This is a genomic window from Intrasporangium calvum (assembly GCF_028446585.1).
Lineage (GTDB): Bacteria > Actinomycetota > Actinomycetes > Actinomycetales > Dermatophilaceae > Intrasporangium > Intrasporangium calvum_A.
This window is the reverse complement of record NZ_JAPFQL010000083.1, coordinates 1-20,298: the sequence shown is the minus strand read 5'-3', so window position 1 is coordinate 20,298 and position 20,298 is coordinate 1. Positions and strand designations below refer to the sequence as shown.

The 20,298-nt window shown below is 70.1% G+C and carries 16 protein-coding genes and 1 other RNA gene; 13 read left to right on the top strand and 4 right to left on the bottom strand.

Translation table 11 applies throughout. The features are described 5' to 3' along the window. The first annotated feature begins 9 nt into the window (after nucleotides 1–9). Nucleotides 10–1,449, top strand: coding sequence for an RNB domain-containing ribonuclease (locus OO014_RS16085; protein ID WP_272463339.1), 1,440 nt, complete (start codon nucleotides 10–12; stop codon nucleotides 1,447–1,449). Between the two features lie 10 nt (nucleotides 1,450–1,459). Here OO014_RS16085 and OO014_RS16080 read toward each other — a convergent pair whose 3' ends face one another. Continuing rightward, entirely contained in the window at nucleotides 1,460–2,164 is a 705-nt protein-coding gene (locus tag OO014_RS16080) for a hypothetical protein (protein WP_272463338.1), read from the bottom strand. 177 nt (nucleotides 2,165–2,341) lie between these two features. Between OO014_RS16080 and rnpB the strand changes: the two genes are divergently transcribed. The 8 genes from rnpB to OO014_RS16040 all read left to right on the top strand — a co-directional run bounded on the left by rnpB (nucleotide 2,342) and on the right by OO014_RS16040 (nucleotide 11,491). After that, an RNA gene (rnpB, locus tag OO014_RS16075) (RNase P RNA component class A) lies at nucleotides 2,342–2,714 on the top strand. A 189-nt stretch (nucleotides 2,715–2,903) separates the two neighbouring features. Further along, nucleotides 2,904–4,589, top strand: a complete 1,686-nt coding sequence (locus tag OO014_RS16070) for an acetolactate synthase large subunit (RefSeq protein ID WP_272463337.1) — start codon at nucleotides 2,904–2,906, stop codon at nucleotides 4,587–4,589. 67 nt (nucleotides 4,590–4,656) lie between these two features. Beyond that, the gene (locus OO014_RS16065) at nucleotides 4,657–6,240 is read left to right on the top strand and encodes an FAD-binding dehydrogenase (RefSeq protein WP_272463336.1); all 1,584 of its coding nucleotides are present in this window, start codon (nucleotides 4,657–4,659) and stop codon (nucleotides 6,238–6,240) included. A gap of 191 nt (nucleotides 6,241–6,431) precedes the next feature. Continuing rightward, nucleotides 6,432–6,938 carry a hypothetical protein gene (locus OO014_RS16060; RefSeq protein ID WP_272463335.1) on the top strand — a complete coding sequence of 169 codons (507 nt, stop codon included), beginning with the start codon at nucleotides 6,432–6,434 and terminating at the stop codon, nucleotides 6,936–6,938. 155 nt (nucleotides 6,939–7,093) lie between these two features. Further along, the gene (locus tag OO014_RS16055) at nucleotides 7,094–8,341 is read left to right on the top strand and encodes an MFS transporter (protein ID WP_272463334.1); all 1,248 of its coding nucleotides are present in this window, start codon (nucleotides 7,094–7,096) and stop codon (nucleotides 8,339–8,341) included. Nucleotides 8,342–8,350: 9 nt separating this feature from the next. Then, nucleotides 8,351–9,004 carry an MBL fold metallo-hydrolase gene (locus tag OO014_RS16050; RefSeq protein ID WP_272463333.1) on the top strand — a complete coding sequence of 218 codons (654 nt, stop codon included), beginning with the start codon at nucleotides 8,351–8,353 and terminating at the stop codon, nucleotides 9,002–9,004. A gap of 136 nt (nucleotides 9,005–9,140) precedes the next feature. Then, nucleotides 9,141–9,947, top strand: a complete 807-nt coding sequence (locus tag OO014_RS16045) for an ABC transporter ATP-binding protein (protein ID WP_272463332.1) — start codon at nucleotides 9,141–9,143, stop codon at nucleotides 9,945–9,947. After that, nucleotides 9,923–11,491: a hypothetical protein gene (locus OO014_RS16040; RefSeq protein ID WP_272463331.1), complete on the top strand. Its 1,569-nt coding sequence runs from the start codon at nucleotides 9,923–9,925 to the stop codon at nucleotides 11,489–11,491. Before OO014_RS16045 ends, OO014_RS16040 begins: the two co-directional genes overlap by 25 nt. On the opposite strand, the gene ppgK is transcribed toward OO014_RS16040, so the two are convergent. Continuing rightward, nucleotides 11,481–12,251, bottom strand: a complete 771-nt coding sequence (gene ppgK, locus OO014_RS16035) for a polyphosphate--glucose phosphotransferase (RefSeq protein ID WP_272463330.1) — start codon at nucleotides 12,249–12,251, stop codon at nucleotides 11,481–11,483. The two genes, OO014_RS16040 and ppgK, sit on opposite strands and share 11 nt — an antisense overlap. A gap of 76 nt (nucleotides 12,252–12,327) precedes the next feature. After that, entirely contained in the window at nucleotides 12,328–13,191 is an 864-nt protein-coding gene (gene map / locus OO014_RS16030; protein WP_272463329.1) for a type I methionyl aminopeptidase, read from the bottom strand. 77 nt (nucleotides 13,192–13,268) lie between these two features. Between map and OO014_RS16025 the strand changes: the two genes are divergently transcribed. Then, a complete protein-coding gene (locus tag OO014_RS16025) occupies nucleotides 13,269–13,484 on the top strand; it encodes a methionine aminopeptidase (protein WP_272463328.1) in 216 nt (71 codons plus the stop codon). On the opposite strand, the gene panB is transcribed toward OO014_RS16025, so the two are convergent. After that, nucleotides 13,485–14,351: a 3-methyl-2-oxobutanoate hydroxymethyltransferase gene (panB, locus tag OO014_RS16020; protein ID WP_272463327.1), complete on the bottom strand. Its 867-nt coding sequence runs from the start codon at nucleotides 14,349–14,351 to the stop codon at nucleotides 13,485–13,487. A 175-nt stretch (nucleotides 14,352–14,526) separates the two neighbouring features. Here panB and OO014_RS16015 point away from each other — a divergent pair, with 175 nt between their 5' ends. The 3 genes from OO014_RS16015 to OO014_RS16005 all read left to right on the top strand — a co-directional run. After that, on the top strand, nucleotides 14,527–16,836 hold the full coding sequence (locus OO014_RS16015) for an immune inhibitor A domain-containing protein (RefSeq protein ID WP_272463326.1): 2,310 nt from the start codon (nucleotides 14,527–14,529) through the stop codon (nucleotides 16,834–16,836). Between the two features lie 136 nt (nucleotides 16,837–16,972). Then, on the top strand, nucleotides 16,973–18,310 hold the full coding sequence (locus OO014_RS16010; protein WP_272463325.1) for a glutamine synthetase family protein: 1,338 nt from the start codon (nucleotides 16,973–16,975) through the stop codon (nucleotides 18,308–18,310). 20 nt (nucleotides 18,311–18,330) lie between these two features. Next, the coding region (locus tag OO014_RS16005) for a bifunctional [glutamine synthetase] adenylyltransferase/[glutamine synthetase]-adenylyl-L-tyrosine phosphorylase (RefSeq protein WP_272463324.1) at nucleotides 18,331–20,298 on the top strand (1,968 nt) is incomplete at its 3' end.

Genomic DNA, 20,298 nt, shown 5'->3' with positions numbered 1-20,298 from the left:
GGTTGCGCCATGCCGAAGCGACACATCGTCTATCGCCGAACAGAACCGCCGGGCGGCGCCGGGGTTGCCCTCCTTGAGCGGTTCGAGGCGATCCGGGACGAGCTGGACATCCCTGAGGAGTTCCCTGCGGACGTTCTCGCGGAGGCCAGTCGGGCCGCGCAGGAGGCCGATCTGCCGACCCGGGACGCGACCGTCGTCCCGTTCATCACGATCGACCCGCCGGGCGCGCAGGACCTCGACCAGGCGATGCACATCGAGCGCCACGGAGACGGCTACCGCGTGCGCTATGCCATCGCCGACGTCCCGGCCTTCGTCCGGCCAGATGGCCCGATCGACGTCGAGGCCAGACGTCGGGGGCAGACGATCTACTGCCCGGACAAGCGGGTCCAGCTCCACCCTCCGGAGGTGAGCGAGGGCGCCGCCAGCCTCCTGCCGGAGCAGATCCGGCCAGCCTTCGTGTGGGACATGGTCCTGGCCGCTGATGGCGAGGGCACCGAGGTGAGCGTCGCCCGCGCCCTGGTGCGCAGCGTCCGACGCTACGACTACGCCGAGGTGCAACGGCTCGTCGACGACGGCTCTGCGGAGGACGTGCTGGTCCTCCTCAAGGAGGTCGGCGAGAAGCGAATCGCCTTGGAGCGCAAGCGAGGCGGCGCGTCGCTGCCCATGCCGGACCAGGAAGTGGCAGAGGACGGCAAGGGCGGCTTCACCGTGAGTTTCCGGCCGTTGCTGGCCTCCGAGGACTGGAACGCCCAGATCTCCCTGCTCACCGGAATGGGGGCCGCCGACCTGATGTTGCGTGGCAAGGTCGGCATCCTGCGGACCATGCCCGACCCCGACCCCCGTGACGTCAAGCGGTTCCGGCGACAGGCTGCGGGAGCGGGCGTGGCCTGGCCGGAGGGTGTGGGCTACGGCGAGTTCCTGCGCACCCTCGACCGGGACGACCCCAAGCACCTGGCCCTGATCCACGAGGCGACGACGCTCTTCCGGGGGGCCGGCTACACGCCCTTCGAGGGCGCCGTGCCCGAGCAGCCCAACCACTCTGCGGTGGCCAACCCCTACGCCCACGTCACCGCGCCGCTGCGACGCCTCGTCGACCGCTTCGGGCTGGTCGTGTGCGAGGCACTCTCCGCCGGCACGGAGATCCCGGAGTGGGTTCGGACTGCCCTGACGACCGTCCCCGAGATCATGGCGACGTCGGACCGGCGCGCCGGTGCCGTCGAGCGGGCCTGCACCGATGCAGTCGAGGCCGCCGAGCTGCGGGCCCACGTGGGGACCGCTGTCGAGGCGGTGGTCGTCGATCGGAACGAGAAGCACGTCGTGGTCCAGCTCATCGACCTCGCCGTGGTCGCCAAGGCCACGGGGCAGGCCGACGAAGGGGAGGCCGTGCGGGTGCGAGTCGACGCGGCGGAGATCGAGACCGGCACCATCGAGCTGAGCATCGTGCGCTGAAGGTTGGGGGTCAGCCGGCTGCCGGTGTCGGGGTAGCTGGGTCGGTGGGGGTCGTGTCCGTCGGGAGTGTCTCCGTCGGGGCCGGCTGCGTTGTTGCGGGTGGTGCAGACTCCGTCGCCGGTTCGGTGGTGGGGGTGATCTCCTCCTGCGGTTCGGCGGTCGGAGCTGCCTGCGTCGTCGTTGGAGGGGGAGTCGGCGTGCCCGTCGGGCTGCTCTGCGGCGTCGGGGCGGCCCCCGGGCTGGGAGCCTCGACTCGGGCCGCCTGGGGTCGCGTGCCGAGCGAGGTGCCGGTGACGTCCGTGCCGCTCGCGAGCTGCAGCCCCAGAAGGAAGGCGGTGGCCAGGGCGAAGACGGCTGTCGTCGTGGCGAGCAGCCGTCGAGGCGGCCGGGTGGTGGCCACCAGCTGGGCCGACTCCGGGCTCGGCGCTGCTGCCTCGGGCGAGGCGGTCGCCTCGCCGCGGCGGACGTTGAGACGCTGCCACTGGAAGGCATCGCGCGCCCGCTGCATCGAGCTCGCATAGATGCTCGAGGCGATGGCGCTGACCACCGAGCCGATGGCCGCCCCGGTGATGGTGCCGACCACGCCCAAGCGGGAACCAAGGGCGGCAGCGGTCGCCGCGGCCAGGGAGCCGGCGACCAGCTGGGTCAGGGAGAGGTTGAGCAACGTCGCTCTGGGGGCGGAAGGGGCTGGATCAGTCTTCAGTTGCTCGCTCATGTCCTGCAGGGGTTGCGTTCGGTCTTCTCGAATACAGACGAACGGCGGCCGGCGAAGGTTGACGCTCCGCTGCCGATGTGACTCGGATCACGCCGCACGTCGGCCCTCGCCCCGCGCCCGACCTCCGGTGGGCACGGAGCGAGCCCAGCGGCATACGGCATCTATGATGGGAGCGGATGAGTCGGCCAGGCGGTCGCGTCGGATCCTTCGGGATCCGCCGAGGAACGTCCGGGCTCCAAAGGGCAGGGTGGTGGCCAACAGCCACCCGGGGTGACCCGCGGGACAGTGCCACAGAAAACAGACCGCCAGCCTCGGCTGGTAAGGGTGAAACGGTGGTGTAAGAGACCACCAGCGCCCCAGGTGACTGGGGCGGCTCGGTAAACCCCACCCGGAGCAAGCCCAGACAGCGCACGTTCGAGACCGGCCCGGTCGAGTGCGCGGGTAGGGCGCTGGAGCCGGTCAGCAATGGCCGGCCGAGATGGATGGCCGTCGCCGCGTCACTGGCAACGGAGACGCGGAACAGAACCCGGCGTATCGGCCGACTCATCCACTTTCAGGCCTCTGACAGGACGGCTGCCCGTCCGAGGCCAAGGCATTCCTCGAGACCTGTGACGAACCCGACAACCCGCTGCGGGGCGCGGGTTCGCTAGCATCGCCAGCACTTGCTACTCCTTGGTAGTCGTGGCCGTCGACTCGAGCGCGACCACGCGAGGGAGCCAGTCGGATTCAGGAGGCGCGGATGCCATCTGGGGCGCAGGCGCTGCTGCGCACACTGGTCGACGCCGGCGTGACCGTGTGCTTCACCAATCCGGGGACCTCGGAGATGCACTTCGTCGCCGCCCTGGACAACGTCCCCGAGATGCGTGCCGTCCTGGCCCTCTTCGAGGGCGTGGCCACGGGCGCGGCCGACGGGTATGCCCGTATGACGGGCCGTCCGGCGGCGACGCTGCTGCACCTCGGTCCGGGACTCGGCAATGGCCTGGCCAACCTGCACAACGCCCGGCGGGCCCGCGTCCCGGTCGTCAACATCGTCGGTGACCATGCGACGTACCACGCGCCCTACGACGCGCAGCTGCAGTCGGACATCGAGACCGTGGCCCGCAATGTGTCACCTGGCTGGGTGCGCACCTCCACGAGTGCCGAGTCGCTGCCGAAGGACCTCGCGGAGGCAGTCGCCGCGGCCACCGGCCCGCCGGGTCAGGTGGCGACCCTGATCGTGCCCGCCGACCTGTCGTGGACAGATGGGGTGCAGCCGGCGGTGCCGGTGCCGCCGGCCTCTCCGCGTCCGGTGGGCACGGAGGCGATCGAGGCGGTTCGATCCGCGCTGATGATGGGCAAGCGGTCCGCCCTGCTCCTCGGGGGATCGGCGTTGCACGGACCGGCGCTGCGCGCGGCCGCCCGGATCGCCACCACCACCGGCGCCCAGCTGTTCGCCGAGGTCTTCCCACGCCGGATCGAGCGCGGCGCCGGCGTGCCTGCGGTGGAGCGGATCGCCTACTTCGCCGAGCTCGCTTCGGTCCAGCTGGCCGGGCTCGAGCACCTCGTGCTGGTCGATGCACCCGCCCCCGTGTCCTTCTTCGCCTATCCCGGGAAGAAGAGCCACCTCGTCCCTGAGGGGTGCGCGGTCCACCGCCTCACGGCCGACGGAGACGACGTGGCGGGGACGCTGGCGGTGCTCGCCGACGCAGTCCTGGCCGGCGGTTCCCGCACGACAGGCAGCGTCAAGCAGCCGGCCAAGGCACCCAAGACCCCCAGGGCCCCCGAGATTCCACAGGGGCCGCTCACGGCCGCGAGCGCCTGCCAGACGATTGCAGCGCTGCTGCCCGAGGGCGCGATCGTGTCCGACGAGGCAAATACCTCTGGGGTGACCTTCGCGGGAGCCAGTGCAGGCTCACCACCGCACGACCTCCTGACCCTCACCGGTGGTGCCATCGGGCAGGGGCTGCCCGTGGCGATCGGCGCGGCGGTCGCGTGCCCGGACCGACCGGTGGTGGCCCTCGAGGCCGACGGGTCGGCGATGTACACGATCCAGTCCCTGTGGACGATGGCCCGTGAACGGCTCGATGTCACCGTGGTGATCTTCAACAACCGGTCTTACGGCATCCTGGACGTCGAGCTGCAGCGAGTGGGAGTGCAGGCCGCTGGCCAGAAGGCGCAGGCGCAGCTCGACCTCGCCGATCCGGCCCTCGACTTCGTCGCGCTGTCCCAGGGGCTCGGAGTCCCGGCAGTGCTCGCCAGCACGAACCAGGAGCTGGCCGCCGCCTTGAGGCGGGCCTTTGCCGAGCCCGGCCCGCACCTCGTCGAAGTCGTCGTGCCGCCTGTCTTCAGCGGGCGCCGGCTCAAGGCCCTGCCAACCGTGCTGAGCGCTCTCGAGCATCTGCCCGCACCTCTTGGCAGGGCCCTCAAGCGACGCATCGCACCCTGACTCGACCCCCGACTCGACCCCCGACTCGACCCCTGACCCGACCCCTCGAACGGAAGCACAGGCTGGCATGGACGTGATCATTGTCGGTGGCGGCGTCAGTGCACTGGTCGCCGCCGTGGAGCTGGCCCGGGCGGGACGTAGCGTGAGCATCTACGAGAAGCAGGGCCGCGAATGGCTCGGCGGACAGTGCCTTGATGCGTTCGGCGGCATCTTCTTCGTGGACAGCCCCGAGCAGCGGCGGCTCGGGATCCGGGACTCCTTCGAGCTGGCCTGGGAGGACTGGCAGGGGTATGCGGAGTTCGGTCCTGGCACCGAACACGAGCAGGCCTGGGCCCGCCGCTACATCGAAAGGTCCGTCCCCGACGTCCGGGAGTGGCTGGTCGCGCGCGGGCTCAGCTTCGTCCCGTTCGCCAACTGGGCGGAGCGGGCCCGAGACGGGCGCGGCAACCGGCTACCCCGTTTCCACCTGCTGTGGGGCTGCGGCCCCGCACTGGTGGCTGCGCTGGTTCGCGAGGCACAGAGCTTCGAGGGGCGGGGACTTTCGATCCACTGTGAGCACCGCGTCGAGGACCTGCTCCTGGAGTCCGGTCAGGTCGTCGGGGTCCGCGGCAGCAACGCCGACGGCGAGTTCGAGGCGCGCGCCGAGCACGTTGTCATTGCGGCCGGGGGCCGGACCGGAGACCTGGCCAAGGTCCGGGCCAGCTGGCCCCGCGACGAGTGGGGCACTCCACCGGCGGACCTGCTGGGCGGGGTGTGGCCGCACATCGACGGCCACCTGCAGGACGTGGTCGCGGACGTAGGCGGATCCGTGGTGCACCTCGAGAACATGTGGGTCTACGCGGCAGGGGTGGCGCACTGGGCCGGGGACTTCCCCGAGCATGGCCTGGCCCTGATCCCACCTAAGTCCGGACTGTGGATGCGGGCAGACGGCTCCCGCTTCGACCCGCCGCAGCTGGCCGGCTATGACACCCGTGATGCGGTGAGCCGGATCATGGCGAGCGGGCGCCCCTGGTCGTGGATGGTGCTCAACCGGGAGATCCTCGCCAAGGAGGGCGCCATCCAAGGAGCCCGCTTCAATCCCGCCTTCCGGGAGCAGCGCAGGCTCCAGGTGGCCCGTGACCTGCTGCGTGGCAACGACGCGCTGGCCGAGGAGCTGATCACTCAGTCCCCTGACGTTGTCACTGCACCCGACCTGGCCACGCTCGCTGCCCGGATGACGGCGCTGACCCCTGAGTCGCCGATCGACGCCGGAGCCCTCACCCGTGACGTGACGGCGTACGACGCCGAGATCGCGCGGGGACGGCGGATGTTCTCCGATCCCCAGCTCGTCGCGTTGCGCAATGTCCGGGCCTTCCTCGGTGACCGGCTGCGCACGTCGGCCTTCGTGCCGATCGCGGCTGGTGACCATGGCGAGCTGGTGGCGATCCGGCTCCGCCCCGTGGCGCGCAAGACGCTGGGCGGGATCGAGACGGATGATCGATGCCGCGTCGTCCGCTCCGACGGGGCGGTCCTGCCCGGTCTCTACGCGATCGGTGAGGCAGCGGGCTTCGGAGGTGGGGGCATGCACGGGAAGCGCACCCTGGAGGGCACCCTTCTCGGCGGGTGCGTCCTGACCGGGCGCGAGCTGGCCCGATCAGTCGCACTCGTGTGACCGATCTGGCCGGCTCACCCATCGACGACACGCGCCTGACGCACATCGCAGTGTGTCGTGGCTCACATCCTCCGGTTTCCGGGGACGCAGCAGGTGGGCGCTGGAAGCATTATTGGGCGGTTTGCTCGACCGCCAGAGAACAGGTCCATGGTCCGGTTCTCGGCCGGACCGTCCGGCAGAGGGGAGCAACCATGCGGTTGTCATTGAGGAGAATTGCAGCTGCGTCTGGGATCGCCGTGTTCGCCCTCGGGTCCAGCGCGACGGCGGCAGGAGCTGATGCCCCCGACTTTGTCCTGACGTTGCCTGCCGGCGTGGCGTGCGCGGGCTTCGACCTGGGCATCGAGGGCACCTACGGCACGTGGCACTGGCGGGACTTCACCGACAGGAACGGCGAAGTGATCCGGACGATCGGGGCCGGCACGGGCTCGGCTCTCACCTTCAGAAACCTGTCCACCGACGCCACGGTGTCCTTCCGCTCAAACGGCGCTGTCGCGCAAACGACATATGCCGACGACGGCACCATGTCCGTTCGGATGATGGGGCACAACGTGCTCATCCTGTTCCCGACGGACAATCCGCCGGGTCCCACCTCGACGCTCTACATCGGGCAGGTCACCTTCACGGTCGACGCCGACGAGGTCGCCACGATCCAGTCCACGAGCGGCAAGGAGATCGACATCTGCGCGGCTCTGTCGTGAGCTGCGATCACCCAGTGGGGCGCGTGGCGATCGACTGAGCGGGAGCGAGCTCAGCGGCATACACCATGACCGTATGCCGCTGAGCTGGCTCCTCGCCGTCCCTGCCCTCCCAGCCCGATTGGGGAAGGGCGGTGCCGCGGGGTGAGAATGGCGGCGTGGTGACCACAGCTGCCCCGGCCCGGATCCAGATCCCCCGCGAGATCTGGATCCTCGTCGGTTCGGCCTTCGTCATCGCCATCGGCTACGGCATCGTCTCGCCCGTCCTGCCGGCCTACGCGCGCTCGTTTGACGTCGGGGTGGCCGCTGCGAGCGTCATCGTCTCCGCCTTCGCGTTCTTCCGGCTCGTCTTCGCGCCCGTCGGCGGCGAGCTGGTGAGCCGGCTGGGGGAGCGGCCCGTCTACCTGACCGGGCTCGTCATTGTGGCCGTGTCGTCCTTCGCCACGGCGTTCGCGCAGTCCTACGTCCAGCTCCTCATCTTCCGGGGCGTCGGCGGCATCGGGTCGACGATGTTCACCATCTCCGCCATGGCGCTGCTCGTGCGTCTCGCCCCACCGAGCGCACGGGGGCGGGTCTCGTCGACGTACGGGTCCGCCTTCCTCATCGGCGGCATGATCGGTCCCGTCCTTGGTGGCCTGCTGGCCGGCTGGGGCCTCCGAGCGCCCTTCATCGTCTACGGGGCGGCCCTGCTCGTGGCCGCGATGGTCGTCGGCGTCGGACTCGGCGGGGCGCGCCTGCGGCCGGCCGAGGAGGCGGCCCGGCGCGAGCCGATGACGCTGGCAGAGGCGTGGGGCTCCCCGGTCTATCGGGCGGCCCTCGCCTCGGGTGTCGCCAACGGCTGGACCAACTTCGGGGTGCGGATGGCCGTGCTGCCCCTGCTCGCCACCGCCGTGCTCGACCGCGCCTGGGTGGCGGGCGCGACCTTGGCCATTGGTGCGGTCGGCACCGCGGCCACGCTGCAGTTCTCCGGCCGGCTCGCCGACCGGGTCGGCCGCCGTCCGCTCGTCATCATCGGACTCATCGTGATGGGCGTGGCCATGGCCCTCCTCGGGCTGGCCCAGCACCGGTCGCTGACCGTGGGGGTCGGTCTGGCCCTGCTCTTCGGGCTGTCCGCGATCTCCGGGGTGGGCGCCGGGCTCGTCAACCCGGCACAGCAGGCCGCCCTCGCCGACGTCGTCGGCCACGACCGCAACGGCGGGCGGGTCCTCTCCACCTTCCAGATGGCCCAGGACGGCGGCGCGATCGTCGGCCCGATCCTCATCGGCCTTGTCGCCGACCAGCTCGGCTTCGGGACGGCCTTCCTGGTCACGGGCCTCGTGTGCCTCGTCGGGCTCATCCCATGGCTGAGGGCGCCCGAACCGCTCATCCACCACACTCGCACTGACGCTCAAGGGCCCATGTCCTAGGTTGGAAGCATGCGAGTCACTCATCTGGGGCACGCCTGCCTTCTCGTCGAGCTGGCCAATCGACGCCTCCTCATTGACCCGGGCAACTTCTCCGCCGGCTTCGAGGATCTCACCGACCTCGACGCGATCCTCGTGACGCACAACCACCCGGACCACTTCGACCCGGAGCCGGCAGCCCGGCTGATCCGCGCAAACCCGCGCGCGAGCGTGCACACGGACCCGCTGACCGCCGAGAAGCTCGCGGCCGAAGGTCTGCGCGCGGTCCCGACGCGCCAGGGCGAGGAGTTCGAGATCGGGGACGTCACCGTCCGTCCCGTCGGGGAGCTGCACGCGTTCAACCACGATCAGATGCCGGTCATCCCCAACGTCGGGGTCGTCCTGCGCGCTGACGGGGAGCCGACTCTCTTCCACCCCGGGGATGCCTACGACGCCGAGCCCGGCGCCGTGGACGTGCTGGCCCACCCGCTCAACGCGCCCTGGTGTGCCAGCCGGGACTCCATCGCCTTCGTCGGCCGGATCGCACCCAGATATGTCGTGCCCATCCACGACGCCCTGCTGTCCGACCGAGGCAAACGGATGTACTCCGGCCACATCGAGTCCTTCGCCGGAGTCGAGGGACTCACCCTGCGCCATCTGGACGACGGCGAGTCCGGCGTCTTCTGACTCACCCGGGATCCGGCCACACCGGGGAACAAGACCACACCGGGAACAAGACCACACCGGGAACAAGACCACACCGGGAACAAGACCACACCGGGAACATGACCACACCGGGGAACATGACAACACAGGGGGACTCATGACAGATCAACTCGATCTGCCGGCGCCGCAGGGCGCCCCGGCCGTCGGGCCGGCCATCGCCATGCGGGGACTGGGCAAACGCTTCGGCGACGTCATCGCCGTCAAGGGCATCGACCTCGACGTGCCGCGCGGCTCCTTCTTCGGTCTGGTCGGACCCAACGGCGCCGGGAAGACCACGACCCTGTCCATGGCGACGGGACTGCTCCGCCCGGACGCCGGCCAGGTCTACGTCCTCGGCCATGATGTCTGGTCCGATCCGGTGGCCGCGAAGCAGCTGATCGGGATCCTGCCGGACGGGTTGCGCATCTTCGACCGGCTCACCGGGCTGCAGCTCATCGTCTATGCGGGGCTCCTGCACGGCCTGGCCCGTGAGGTCGCGCAGGCCCGGGCCGAGGAACTGCTCGCCGCCCTCGGCCTGACCGAGGCGCAGGGCAAGCTCGTCGTGGACTACTCCGCCGGGATGACCAAGAAGGTCACCCTGGCGACCGCCCTGATCCACGCACCCCGAGTGTTGGTGCTCGACGAGCCGTTCGAGGCAGTCGACCCCGTCTCGGCGGCGACGATCCGGGGCATCCTCGCGGACTTCGTCGCGGCCGGTGGCACCGTCATCCTCTCGAGCCACGTCATGGACCTCGTCGAACGGATCTGCACGCACGTGGCGGTGATCTCCGAGGGCCTCGTGCTCGCTCAGGGCACCCTGGATGACGTCCGCGCCGGCGGCAGCCTCGAGGATCGGTTCGTCGACCTGGTGGGCGGGTCGACCGAGGTGGAGGGTCTCGCGTGGTTGCGCACCTCGTCCGACTGAAGCTCGATCTGCTGCGGAACACGCTGCGGCGCAGCCGGGCCCAAACCATCGGGATCGTGCTCGGCCTGCTCTATGGCGGGTTCCTGGTCGTCGCGCTCGCCGTTGCTGTCGCGGCCCTGCGCGGCACGCTGGACTCGGCCCGAGCCCTCGTCACGATCGGAGGTTCGGCAGGCATCATCCTGTGGACCCTGCTGCCGTTGCTGGCCTTCGGCTCGGACCCGACACTCGACGCCACGCGCTTCGCGACGTACGCCGTCCCCTCCCGCCAGCTGGCCATCGGCCTGGTCCTCGGCGCCCTCGTGGGCCTGCCCGCCATCGCGTCGATGGTCCTCGGGGTCGGTGTCGTCGTGGCCTCATCGCAGACGGTGTGGTCGACGATCACGGCGCTCGTCGCGGTGCCGATCGGGCTGCTCACCGCGATCACGGTGAGCCGCTGGATCTCCTCCCTGGCGACGGGAGCCGTGTCGTCCCGGCGAGGCCGGGACATCACGGCGATCGTCGGCTTCGTCCTGCTGGCGGTGATCCTCCCGGTGTCCTCCTTCCTCGGCGAGTCCGCCGGTGACGCCGAGGCTCTCGTCCGCTCGGCGGCACAGGTGCTGGCCTGGACGCCCCTCGGCTGGGCCTGGGCGGCGCCGGGGGACGTTGCTGCCGGAGAGCTCACCCTGGGACTGCTACGCCTCGGCCTCGCCGGAGTCGGACTCGTCGCCGCCATGATGCTGTGGGACAGAGCAGTTCGAGCGGAAGTCCAGGCTCCGCGTGGGAGCGCGCGGGTGCGCTCCAAGAGCGCCGCCGCGGGTGACCTCGGTGTCCTCGGCCGCGTCCCGGGCACCCCGGCCTGGGCGGTCGGCGCTCGCGTGCTGACCTACTGGCTGCGGGACCCGCGCTATCAGGTGTCCTTGATGATGAGCCCGGTCGCGCCACTGGCGCTGCTCATCCCGTACTACTCGTCGGACCTTGCGTGGGTGCCGCTCCTGATGGGTCCGCTCGCGGCCTTCCTGCTGAGCTGGAGCGAGCACAACGCGACCGCCTACGACTCCACCGCCTTCTGGATGCACGTCGGGGCGGGAGTGCCGGGCCGGGCGGACCGGTTCGGACGGCTCCTGCCCAACGTCATCGTCGCGGTGCCCGTGCTGGCGGTCTACTCCATCGTGGGCGTGTGGATTGCCGGGCGCTGGGACCTGCTCGCGGGGGTGGTCGGGTTGGCGGTTGCCCTCCTCGGCGCCGGCTACGCCGTCTCCTCGATGATGAGCATCGTGCTGCCCTATCCGGTGCCGAAGCCTGGGGAGAGTCCGTTCCAGACGCCCCCCGGAGCCGTCGGAATGACGCTCCTGGCCCAGACCGTGTCGAGCATCGCCACGGTGGTCGTGGCCGCTCCGGTGCTGGTGCTCGGGCTGCTGGCCTGGTCCGGCAGCACGTGGGCGGGCTTGGTCGCCCTCGTCGTCGGGATCGCCTTGGGGGTCGCCGTCGCCTGGTTCGGGGTCCGCCTCAGCGCGGCAACCTACGACCGTCGGGCGCCCGACCTGCTGCTGGCCCTCAGCGAGTGACCCCGGCGAGATCTGAGGCGAGGCGGGCCGCCCCGATGATGCCGGCCTTGTTTCGCAGCACCGCCGGGACGATGGGAGCCCGAAGCCTCAGCTTCGGCAGGAACTTGTCGGAGTCCCTCGATACCCCACCACCGACGACGATGAGGTCGGGCGAGAAGAGCATCTCGATGGTCTCGTAGTAGCGCTGGAGCCGCTCGATCCACTCGTCCCACGAGAGTCCCTCGCTCTCCTTGATGGACGAGGCGGCCCGGTCCTCGGCGTCGAAGCCGTCGATCTCGAGGTGCCCGAGCTCGGAGTTCGGGATGAGCCTGCCGTCATAGATCAGCGCGGTCCCGATGCCCGTGCCAAGGGTCGTGAGGATGACGAGGCCCTTCTCACCTTTCGCGGCGCCATAGTGCAGCTCGGCAAGGCCAGCGGCGTCGGCGTCGTTGAGAACGGTGACCGAGCGGCCCGTGTGCTCCTTGATGAGAGCCTCGGCGTCGGTGTTGACCCACGAGGGGTCGATGTTGGCAGCAGAGAGGACGGTGCCCCGGATGACCACCGCGGGGACCGTGACCCCGATGGGGGAGTCGCCCGTCACGTCGGCGAACGCGTCGACGATCTGGTCCACCACCCTGGCCACGGCGTCCGGAGTCGCCGGCTGCGGAGTGTCGATCCGCAGCCGCTTCTGCAGGAGGGTGCCGGTCTCGAGGTCCACCGGGGCGCCCTTGATGCCGCTGCCCCCGATGTCGATGCCGAGCGGGTTGCCCTTGTTCGCCATGTCTGTCGCTTCCTCGTGTGGGGTCAGGGGTGCCGTCAGGGCCCCGCCGGGCTGGCCGGGCGCCGGTGCTGCTCGATCATGGCAGCGTGAGGATCTCGTTGCCGTCCTCGGTGATGACGATCGTGTGCTCGAACTGGGCGGACCGGCGGCCGTCGCGGGTGACGACCGTCCACTTGTCGTCCCACATCTCCCAGTCGGCGGTGCCCAGGTTGAGCATCGGCTCGATGGTGAACGTCATGCCGGGCTCGATCACGGTGTCGTAGTGGGGCGCTGCGTCGTAGTGGGGGACGATGAGGCCCGAGTGGAACTCGAGCCCGATGCCGTGACCGGTGAAGTCCCGGACCACTCCGTAGCCGAAGCGCTTCGCGTAGCTCTCGATCACCCGACCGATGACGTTGATCTCGCGACCGGGACGGGCGGCGCGGATGCCGCGCATCATCGCCTCGTGCGTGCGCTCCACGAGGAGTCGGGACTCCTCGTCGACGTCTCCGACCAGATAGGTCGCGTCCGTGTCGCCGTGCACCCCGTGCAGGTAGGCCGTGACGTCGATGTTGACGATGTCGCCGTCCTCGAGGCGCCGGGTGTCCGGGATGCCGTGGCAGATCACCTCGTTGACGCTGGTGCACACCGACTTCGGGAAGCCCTTGTAGCCCAAGGGAGACGGGTAGGCGCCGTGGTCCAGCATGAACTCGTGGGCCACGGCATCGAGCTCGTCCGTCATGACGCCCGGCGCGATCCGCTCGGCGGCGGCGGCCATGGCGCGGGCTGCGATCCGTCCGGCCTCGCGCATCTTCTCGATCGTCTCGGCGTCCTTGACCCGGACATCGCCGTCCTCGCGCGGGTGGGCCACGTCGACGTAGTGGGGACGAGCGATCGTGGTGGGTACAGGACGTCGCGGGGTCAGCGGATGAGGTGCGACGCGTGAGCTGGCCAACGGCATACGGTGGAGTCTAGGTCGTTCGCGGGGGAGTGCCGGGACAGGCGTTCGCACGGCGAACACGGCGAAGGGAGAGCGTGATGAGCTTTTGGTACAACGTGGACACCGGGCAGGTCGAGACCGAGGAGAACCGCAGCCGCGGCGCTCAGGTGATGGGCCCCTACGAGTCCGAGGCCGAGGCCCGCCAGGCTCTCGAGCACGCCCGCGAGAGGACCGAGAAGTGGGACGCGGAGGACCGGGAGTGGGAGCACCGCAACGAGGCCCCCGGCTGGGATGACGAGAAGCTCGACGACTGATCACTCCTCGAAGGAGTGCTCCGGCGCGGGGAAGGCACCTGACTCGACATCGGCCGCATACGCCTTGGCCGCCTCGGTGAGGGTGCTGCGGAGGTCAGCGTACTTCTTGACGAACCGCGGCGCCTTGCCGGCTCGCAGCCCGGCGAAATCGCTCCACACCAGGACCTGGGCGTCGGTCCCCGGACCGGCACCGATGCCGATCGTCGGGATCGACAGCACCTCGGTGACCCGGGCAGCCACGGGTGCCGGGACCATCTCGAGGACGATGGCGAAGGCGCCGGCGCTCTCCAGTGCCCGTGCCTCGTCGACGAGGGCGTCCGCGGCGTCACCCCGGCCCTGGACGCGGTAGCCACCGAGCTGGTGCTCGCTCTGCGGGGTGAAACCGACGTGGGCCATGACGGGGATCCCTGCGGTCGTGAGGAGCTCGACGAGAGGCGCCATGGCTTGGCCGCCCTCGAGCTTGACGGCGTGGGCGAGTCCTTCCTTCATGAACCGCACGGCGGTGTGGAAGCCCTGCTCCAGGCTCCCGCCGTAGGAGCCGAAGGGCAGGTCAGCCACGACGAGGGCGCGTTTGGTGTTCGTGCTCACCGCGCGGACGAGGGGGAGCAGCTCGTCCACCGTCACGGGGACGGTCGTCTCGTAGCCGTAGACATTGTTGCCCGCTGAGTCACCGACGAGGAGGGCCGGGATGCCGGCCTCGTCGAAGATCTGGGCCGAGTACATGTCGTAGGCCGTCAGCATCGCCCACCGGCGTCCATCGGCCTTCATCGCCTGGAGGTGGGGGATGCGGACCCGGCGCACGGGGGCCGCTGTCGGGCGCTCCGAGCCGTAGGGGTTGGGCTGCTCGACTGCTGCAGGGTCGCTCATGCGCCCGAGCATAGGGCGGCTCCGTCGGCGGAGGGCACGGTCGTGCTGGGTGAGGTGAACCACCCGAAAAGCGGCTTTCTTAAAGACTTGGTAAGGAATCTCCCATTTGTCGACATTCGGTGATCCAATGACCGGCGGCGTCGTGACCGGCGCCCAACCATCAGGAGGACACCACGTGAACAAGCGTCAATGGAGCGCTGTCTCGGGGCTGGCCGTCGGGGCGCTCGTCGCCACCGGCCTCGCCGCCCCGAGCCTCGCTCAGGCCGCGCCGCAGGTCGACTCGGTCGTCAGCAGCGATCCTGCTGAGGCCCAGTCGTCCCGCCCGGACAACCTGCCCAACCCCCTCGGCGATGCCGCCGCGGAGCGCCGCAAGGACGCGGTGCAGAAGCTCGTCACCGGTAAGGCCGGGACCAAGATGGTCGGCGGCAACCGCGTGATCGAGGTCAAGGGCACGGACGGCAGCTCGAAGTACGTCGACTACCCGGTCAACCGTGAGGAGTCGGTCTTCACGGTCCTCGCCGAGTTCGGCGAGCAGATCCACTCCATGACCGGTGGGACGGCCGGACCGGCACGCAACGAGATCCCTGAGCCCGACCGGGACTGGGACGGCGACGCGACCGACAACAACACGACGTACTGGATCCCGGACTTCAACCGCGCCCACTACATGGACCTGATGTTCGGCGACGGCGAGTCCTTCAAGGACTTCTACCTCAAGCAGTCCAACGGCCGCTTCCTCGCCAAGGGCGACGTGTCCGACTGGGTCAAGCTGCCCTACAACGAGGCTCGCTACGGCTCCAACAAGTACTCCGCTTCGTCGACCTACTGGGCCTTCGTGAGGGACACCGCCACGGCGTGGTACGACGCGCAGGTCAAGGCGGGCAAGTCGCTCGAGCAGATCAAGAGCTACCTGGCGCAGTTCGACGTGGTGGACCGGTACGACTATGACGGCGACGGCGACTTCCTCGAGCCCGACGGCTACGTCGACCACTTCCAGGCCATCCACGCCGGCGAGGGCGAGGAGGCCGGCGGCGGGGCCCAGGGCGAGGACGCCATCTGGTCGCACCGCTGGTACGCCTACTCCAACCAGATCGGCAAGAACGGCCCGGAGATCAACAAGGCCGGCGGTGTGCCCCTCGGCGACTCCGGTATCTGGATCGGTGACTACACGACCGAGCCCGAGAACGGCGGCCTCGGCGTCTTCGCCCACGAGTTCGGCCACGACCTCGGCCTGCCGGACCTCTACGACACCGCCGGTGGCGACAACACCACTGGCTTCTGGACGCTCATGAGCGGTGGCTCCTGGCTCAACCGCGGCGGCGACTCCATCGGCACGACGCCGGGCTACATGGGTCCGTGGGAGAAGCTCCAGCTCGGCTGGCTGGACTACAAGGTCGTCAACTACGGCGAGGACGAGGTCGTCGACCTCGGCCGCGCCGACATGGGCAGCTCGAAGGGTCAGCAGGCGGTCCTCGTCACGCTCCCGGACAAGACGGTGCGGACCGACTACAACACCCCGCACTCCGGCTCCTACGAGTGGTGGGGCGGATCGGCTGACGACCTGCAGAACACGCTGACGCGCACCGTTGACCTCACCGGCAAGACCTCGGCTTCGCTGTCCGCTTGGGTCGAGTACGAGATCGAGGAGGACTACGACTACCTCTACACCGAGGTCTCGACCGACGGGGGGACGAGCTGGACCAGCATCGGAACGCCGATCGACGGCGCAAGCGCCTGGACCCAGAAGAGCTGGGACCTCAGCGCCTACGCCGGCACGACGATCCAGCTCCGGTTCCGTTACGCGACCGACGGCGGCCTGCACTTCAAGGGGCCGTTCCTCGACGACATCGCCATCACTGCCGACGGCGCTGCGCTGCTGACAGACGACGTCGAGTCGGGCGACAACGGCTGGACCGCCCGCGGCTTCACCCGGATGACGGGCTCGACCTCGAAGGTCGTGAGCCACTACTACCTCGCGGAGAACCGCACCTACGACGGCTACGACGCCACCCTGAAGGCAGGGCCGTACAACTTCGGTCACTACAACACGAAGTCCGACTGGGTGGAGCGCTTCCCCTACCAGAACGGCATGCTCGTCTGGTATGTCAACGGGGAGTTCGGCGACAACAACACGCGGACGCACCCCGGTGGCGGTCAGGCCCTGCCCGTCGACGCGCGTCCTGCGCCGGTCATGCTGGACAACGGCAACGGGGGGACGGTGCGACTCGGCAACCGCCGCCAGCCGTTCGACGCGACGTTCGGTCTCGAGGCGACCGACGCCGTGACCTTCCACTACAACGGTGTGCCCACGTCGGTTCCCTCCGCCGCGGCGATCCCGACGTTCGACGACTCCGTCGTCGACCGCTACTGGGACGCCCGCAACCCGTGGGCCTCCACGAAGGTCGCCGGCTCCGGCACGACGATGACGGTGGTCGGCTCGACGGACAATGGTCAGGAGCTGCAGGTCCAGGTCTCCTTCAAGTGACCTGAGCCGCGCGGCACGAACGACACGCTCGCACGCAGGGCCCCGGGAGTGATCCCGGGGCCCTGCGCGTGCATCCCGCCACCCGGATCGTCGTGTCCGTTACACCGGTGAAACAGGAGTGGGGCAGGATCGACACATGAACCGTCAGGAAGAGTTCGTGCTGCGCACCATCGAGGAGCGCGACATCCGCTTCGTCCGCCTCTGGTTCACGGACGTGCTCGGCACGCTCAAGTCCGTGGCCGTCGCGCCGGCCGAGCTCGAGGGCGCCTTCGCGGAGGGGATCGGCTTCGACGGCTCGGCGATCGAGGGCTTTGCCCGGATCTACGAGGCGGACATGCTGGCCAAGCCGGACCCCTCGACCTTCCAGATCCTGCCCTGGCGCGGGGACCCGCCCGGCACGGCGCGGATGTTCTGCGACCTGCAGATGCCCGACGGTTCGCCGAGCTTCGCCGACCCGCGCCACGTTCTCCAGCGGGCGCTCGACCGGGCCGCCGACCTCGGCTTCACCTTCTACACGCACCCGGAGATCGAGTTCTTCCTGCTCGAGCAGGGACGCGGCCCTGACGGCAAGCCGGTCCCGGTCGACGACGCCGGCTACTTCGACCACGTCGCCCACGGCACGGGACACGACTTCCGGCGGGCCGCCATCACCATGCTCGAGAACATGGGGATCTCGGTCGAGTTCAGCCACCACGAGGGCGCGCCCGGGCAGAACGAGATCGACCTGCGCTACGCCGACGCCCTCAGCACGGCCGACAACATCATGACGTTCCGCACGGTCGTCAAGGAGGTCGCGCTCTCGCAGGGCATCTACGCCACGTTCATGCCCAAGCCCTTCGCCGAGCACCCGGGATCGGGCATGCACACGCACCTGTCGCTCTTCGAGGGCGACACCAACGCCTTCTACGAGGCCGGGGCGCCCTACCAGTTGAGCAAGATCGCCCGGCAGTTCATCGCTGGACTCATCGTCCACGGCGCCGAGATCACTGCGGTGACCAACCAGTGGGTCAACTCCTACAAGCGGCTCTGGGGTGGGGGAGAGGCGCCGGCCCACCTCACCTGGGGGCACAACAACCGCTCCGCGCTCGTCCGCGTGCCGATGCACAAGCCCAACAAGGGTCAGTCGACCCGCATCGAGGTCAGGTCCATCGACGCGGCCTGCAACCCCTACCTCGCCTACGCGGTGCTCCTCGGCGCCGGCCTCAAGGGAATCGAGGAGGGCTACGAACTGCCGCCGGAGTCCGAGGACGACGTCTGGGGTCTCACCGATGCCGAGCGCCGCGCGATGGGCATCAAGACCCTTCCGGAGTCGCTCGGCTCCGCCATCGAGCAGATGCAGCAGAGCGAGCTCGTCGCCGAGGTGCTCGGCGAACACGTCTTCGACTTCTTCCTGCGCAACAAGCGCCAGGAGTGGCTCGACTACCGCCACGACGTGTCGCGCTTCGAGCTCGACCGCTACCTGCCGCGACTTTGACGCGCGGGCGCGGAGACCCGATGCCCTCTCGCACGAGCTCGACCACCGCGACGCTGGCCCGCCTCGGCTTCGCCGAGCCCGACCGCGCCGCCACCCTGCTCGCCGACCCCGCCCTCTCCGTCCTCGCGGGGGAGGGGGACTCTGCCCACGGGCTGCCGGACGACCTGCTCCGCGCGATCGGCGACACGGCCGACCCCGACCAGGCGCTCCTCGGTCTGGTCCGCGTCGCGGAGGCCCTGGCCCGGCAGCAGGAGCCGGCGGACGTGCGGGCCTTCGTCGACGAGCTTCGCGCAGAGGGACCCGGCCGCGACCGGGTGCTGGGCGTCCTCGGGGCCTCGACGGCGCTCGTCGACGAACTGGTGCGGCACCCGGGCCACTGGGTCGACGCGGCCCGAGCCCAGCGGCATACGGCCGAGGAGACCCGGGCCGAGCTGGTGGCAGCCGTGACGACGCAGCGCGGGAGCCGGACAGCCCTCGATGCGTTGCGCATCGCCTACCGCCGCGGGCTGCTGCGCATCGCCGCCCGCGACCTCACCGCCCCCGACCCGATCGCGGAGATGCCCTCGATCGGCGAGGCGCTCGCCGAGCTCGCCGAAGCCGCCCTCGAAGCCGCGCTCGTCATCGCCCGCGAACAGTACGGCGAGGGCCACGAGCAGTGCCGCCTCGCGATCATCGGCATGGGCAAGACCGGCGGGGGCGAGCTCAACTACGTCAGCGACGTCGACGTCATCTTCGTTGCCGAGCCCGCTGACGGAGCCGACGAGGAGACCGCGCTGCGCATCGGCACCGCCCTGGCGAGCGCCACGATGCAGGCCTGCTCGAAGCCGACCCCGGAGGGGTTCCTCTGGCCGGTCGACGCAGCGCTGCGCCCAGAGGGCAAACAGGGCCCACTGGTGCGGACCATCGAGAGCCACAAGGCCTACTACGAGCGGTGGGCCAAGACCTGGGAGTTCCAGGCCCTGCTCAAGGCCTGGGTCTCCGCCGGCGACCGTGAGACCGGCCTGCGCTACAAGCAGGAGATCTCGCCCCTCGTCTGGGAGGCGGCGAGCCGGGAGAACTTCGTCGAGGACGTCCAGGCGATGCGGCGCCGCGTCGAGCAGCACGTCCCGGCCAACGAGGCCGGCCGCCAGCTCAAGCTCGGTCCCGGCGGGCTGCGCGACGTGGAGTTCAGCGTCCAGCTGCTCCAGCTCGTGCACGGACGGACCGACCAGTCGCTGCGCTCCGCCACCACTCTCGAGGCGCTCTCGGCCCTCGCCAAGGGGGGCTACGTCGCTCGTGACGACGCCGCGACGCTCGACCGCGCCTATCGGCACCTCCGCTGCCTGGAGCACCGCATCCAGCTGCACCGGCTCCGCCGGACCCATCTCATGCCGGACACCCCGGCGGATCTGCGCCGGCTCGGCCGGTCGATGGGCCACCGGACGCGGCCGGACGAGGCCGTCCTCGCTGACCGGCAGGCGGTCGCCCGGGAGGTCAGGCGCATTCACGAGCGCCTCTTCTACCGCCCCCTGCTCGCCGCGGCCGCCCGCCTGACACCCGACGAGGTCGGCTTGTCGCCCGAGGCGGCCAGGGAGCGCCTGCTCGCGCTCGGTTTCCGGGACCCCGCGGGGGCCCTGCGCCACCTCGAGGCGCTGACCGCCGGCGTCAGTCGCCGGGCGGCGATCCAGCGCACCCTGCTGCCGGTCATGCTCGGCTGGTTCGCTGACGAGGCCGACCCCGACGCCGGCTTGCTGTCCTTCCGCCGGGTCTCCGACGAGCTCGGCTCCACTCACTGGTACCTCAAGATGCTGCGCGACGAGGGACGGGCCGCCGACCGGCTCGCGCACACGTTGGCGCGCAGCCGCTACGCCGCCGACCTGCTCATCCGGTCACCCGAGAAGGTCGCCTTCCTCGGGGAGCCCAACGGTCTCGTCCCGCGCTCGCGCGAGGCCCTGACCGCCACGATGCGTGCGGCGGCCGGCCGCCGGGCCAGTGGCGCCGACGCCATC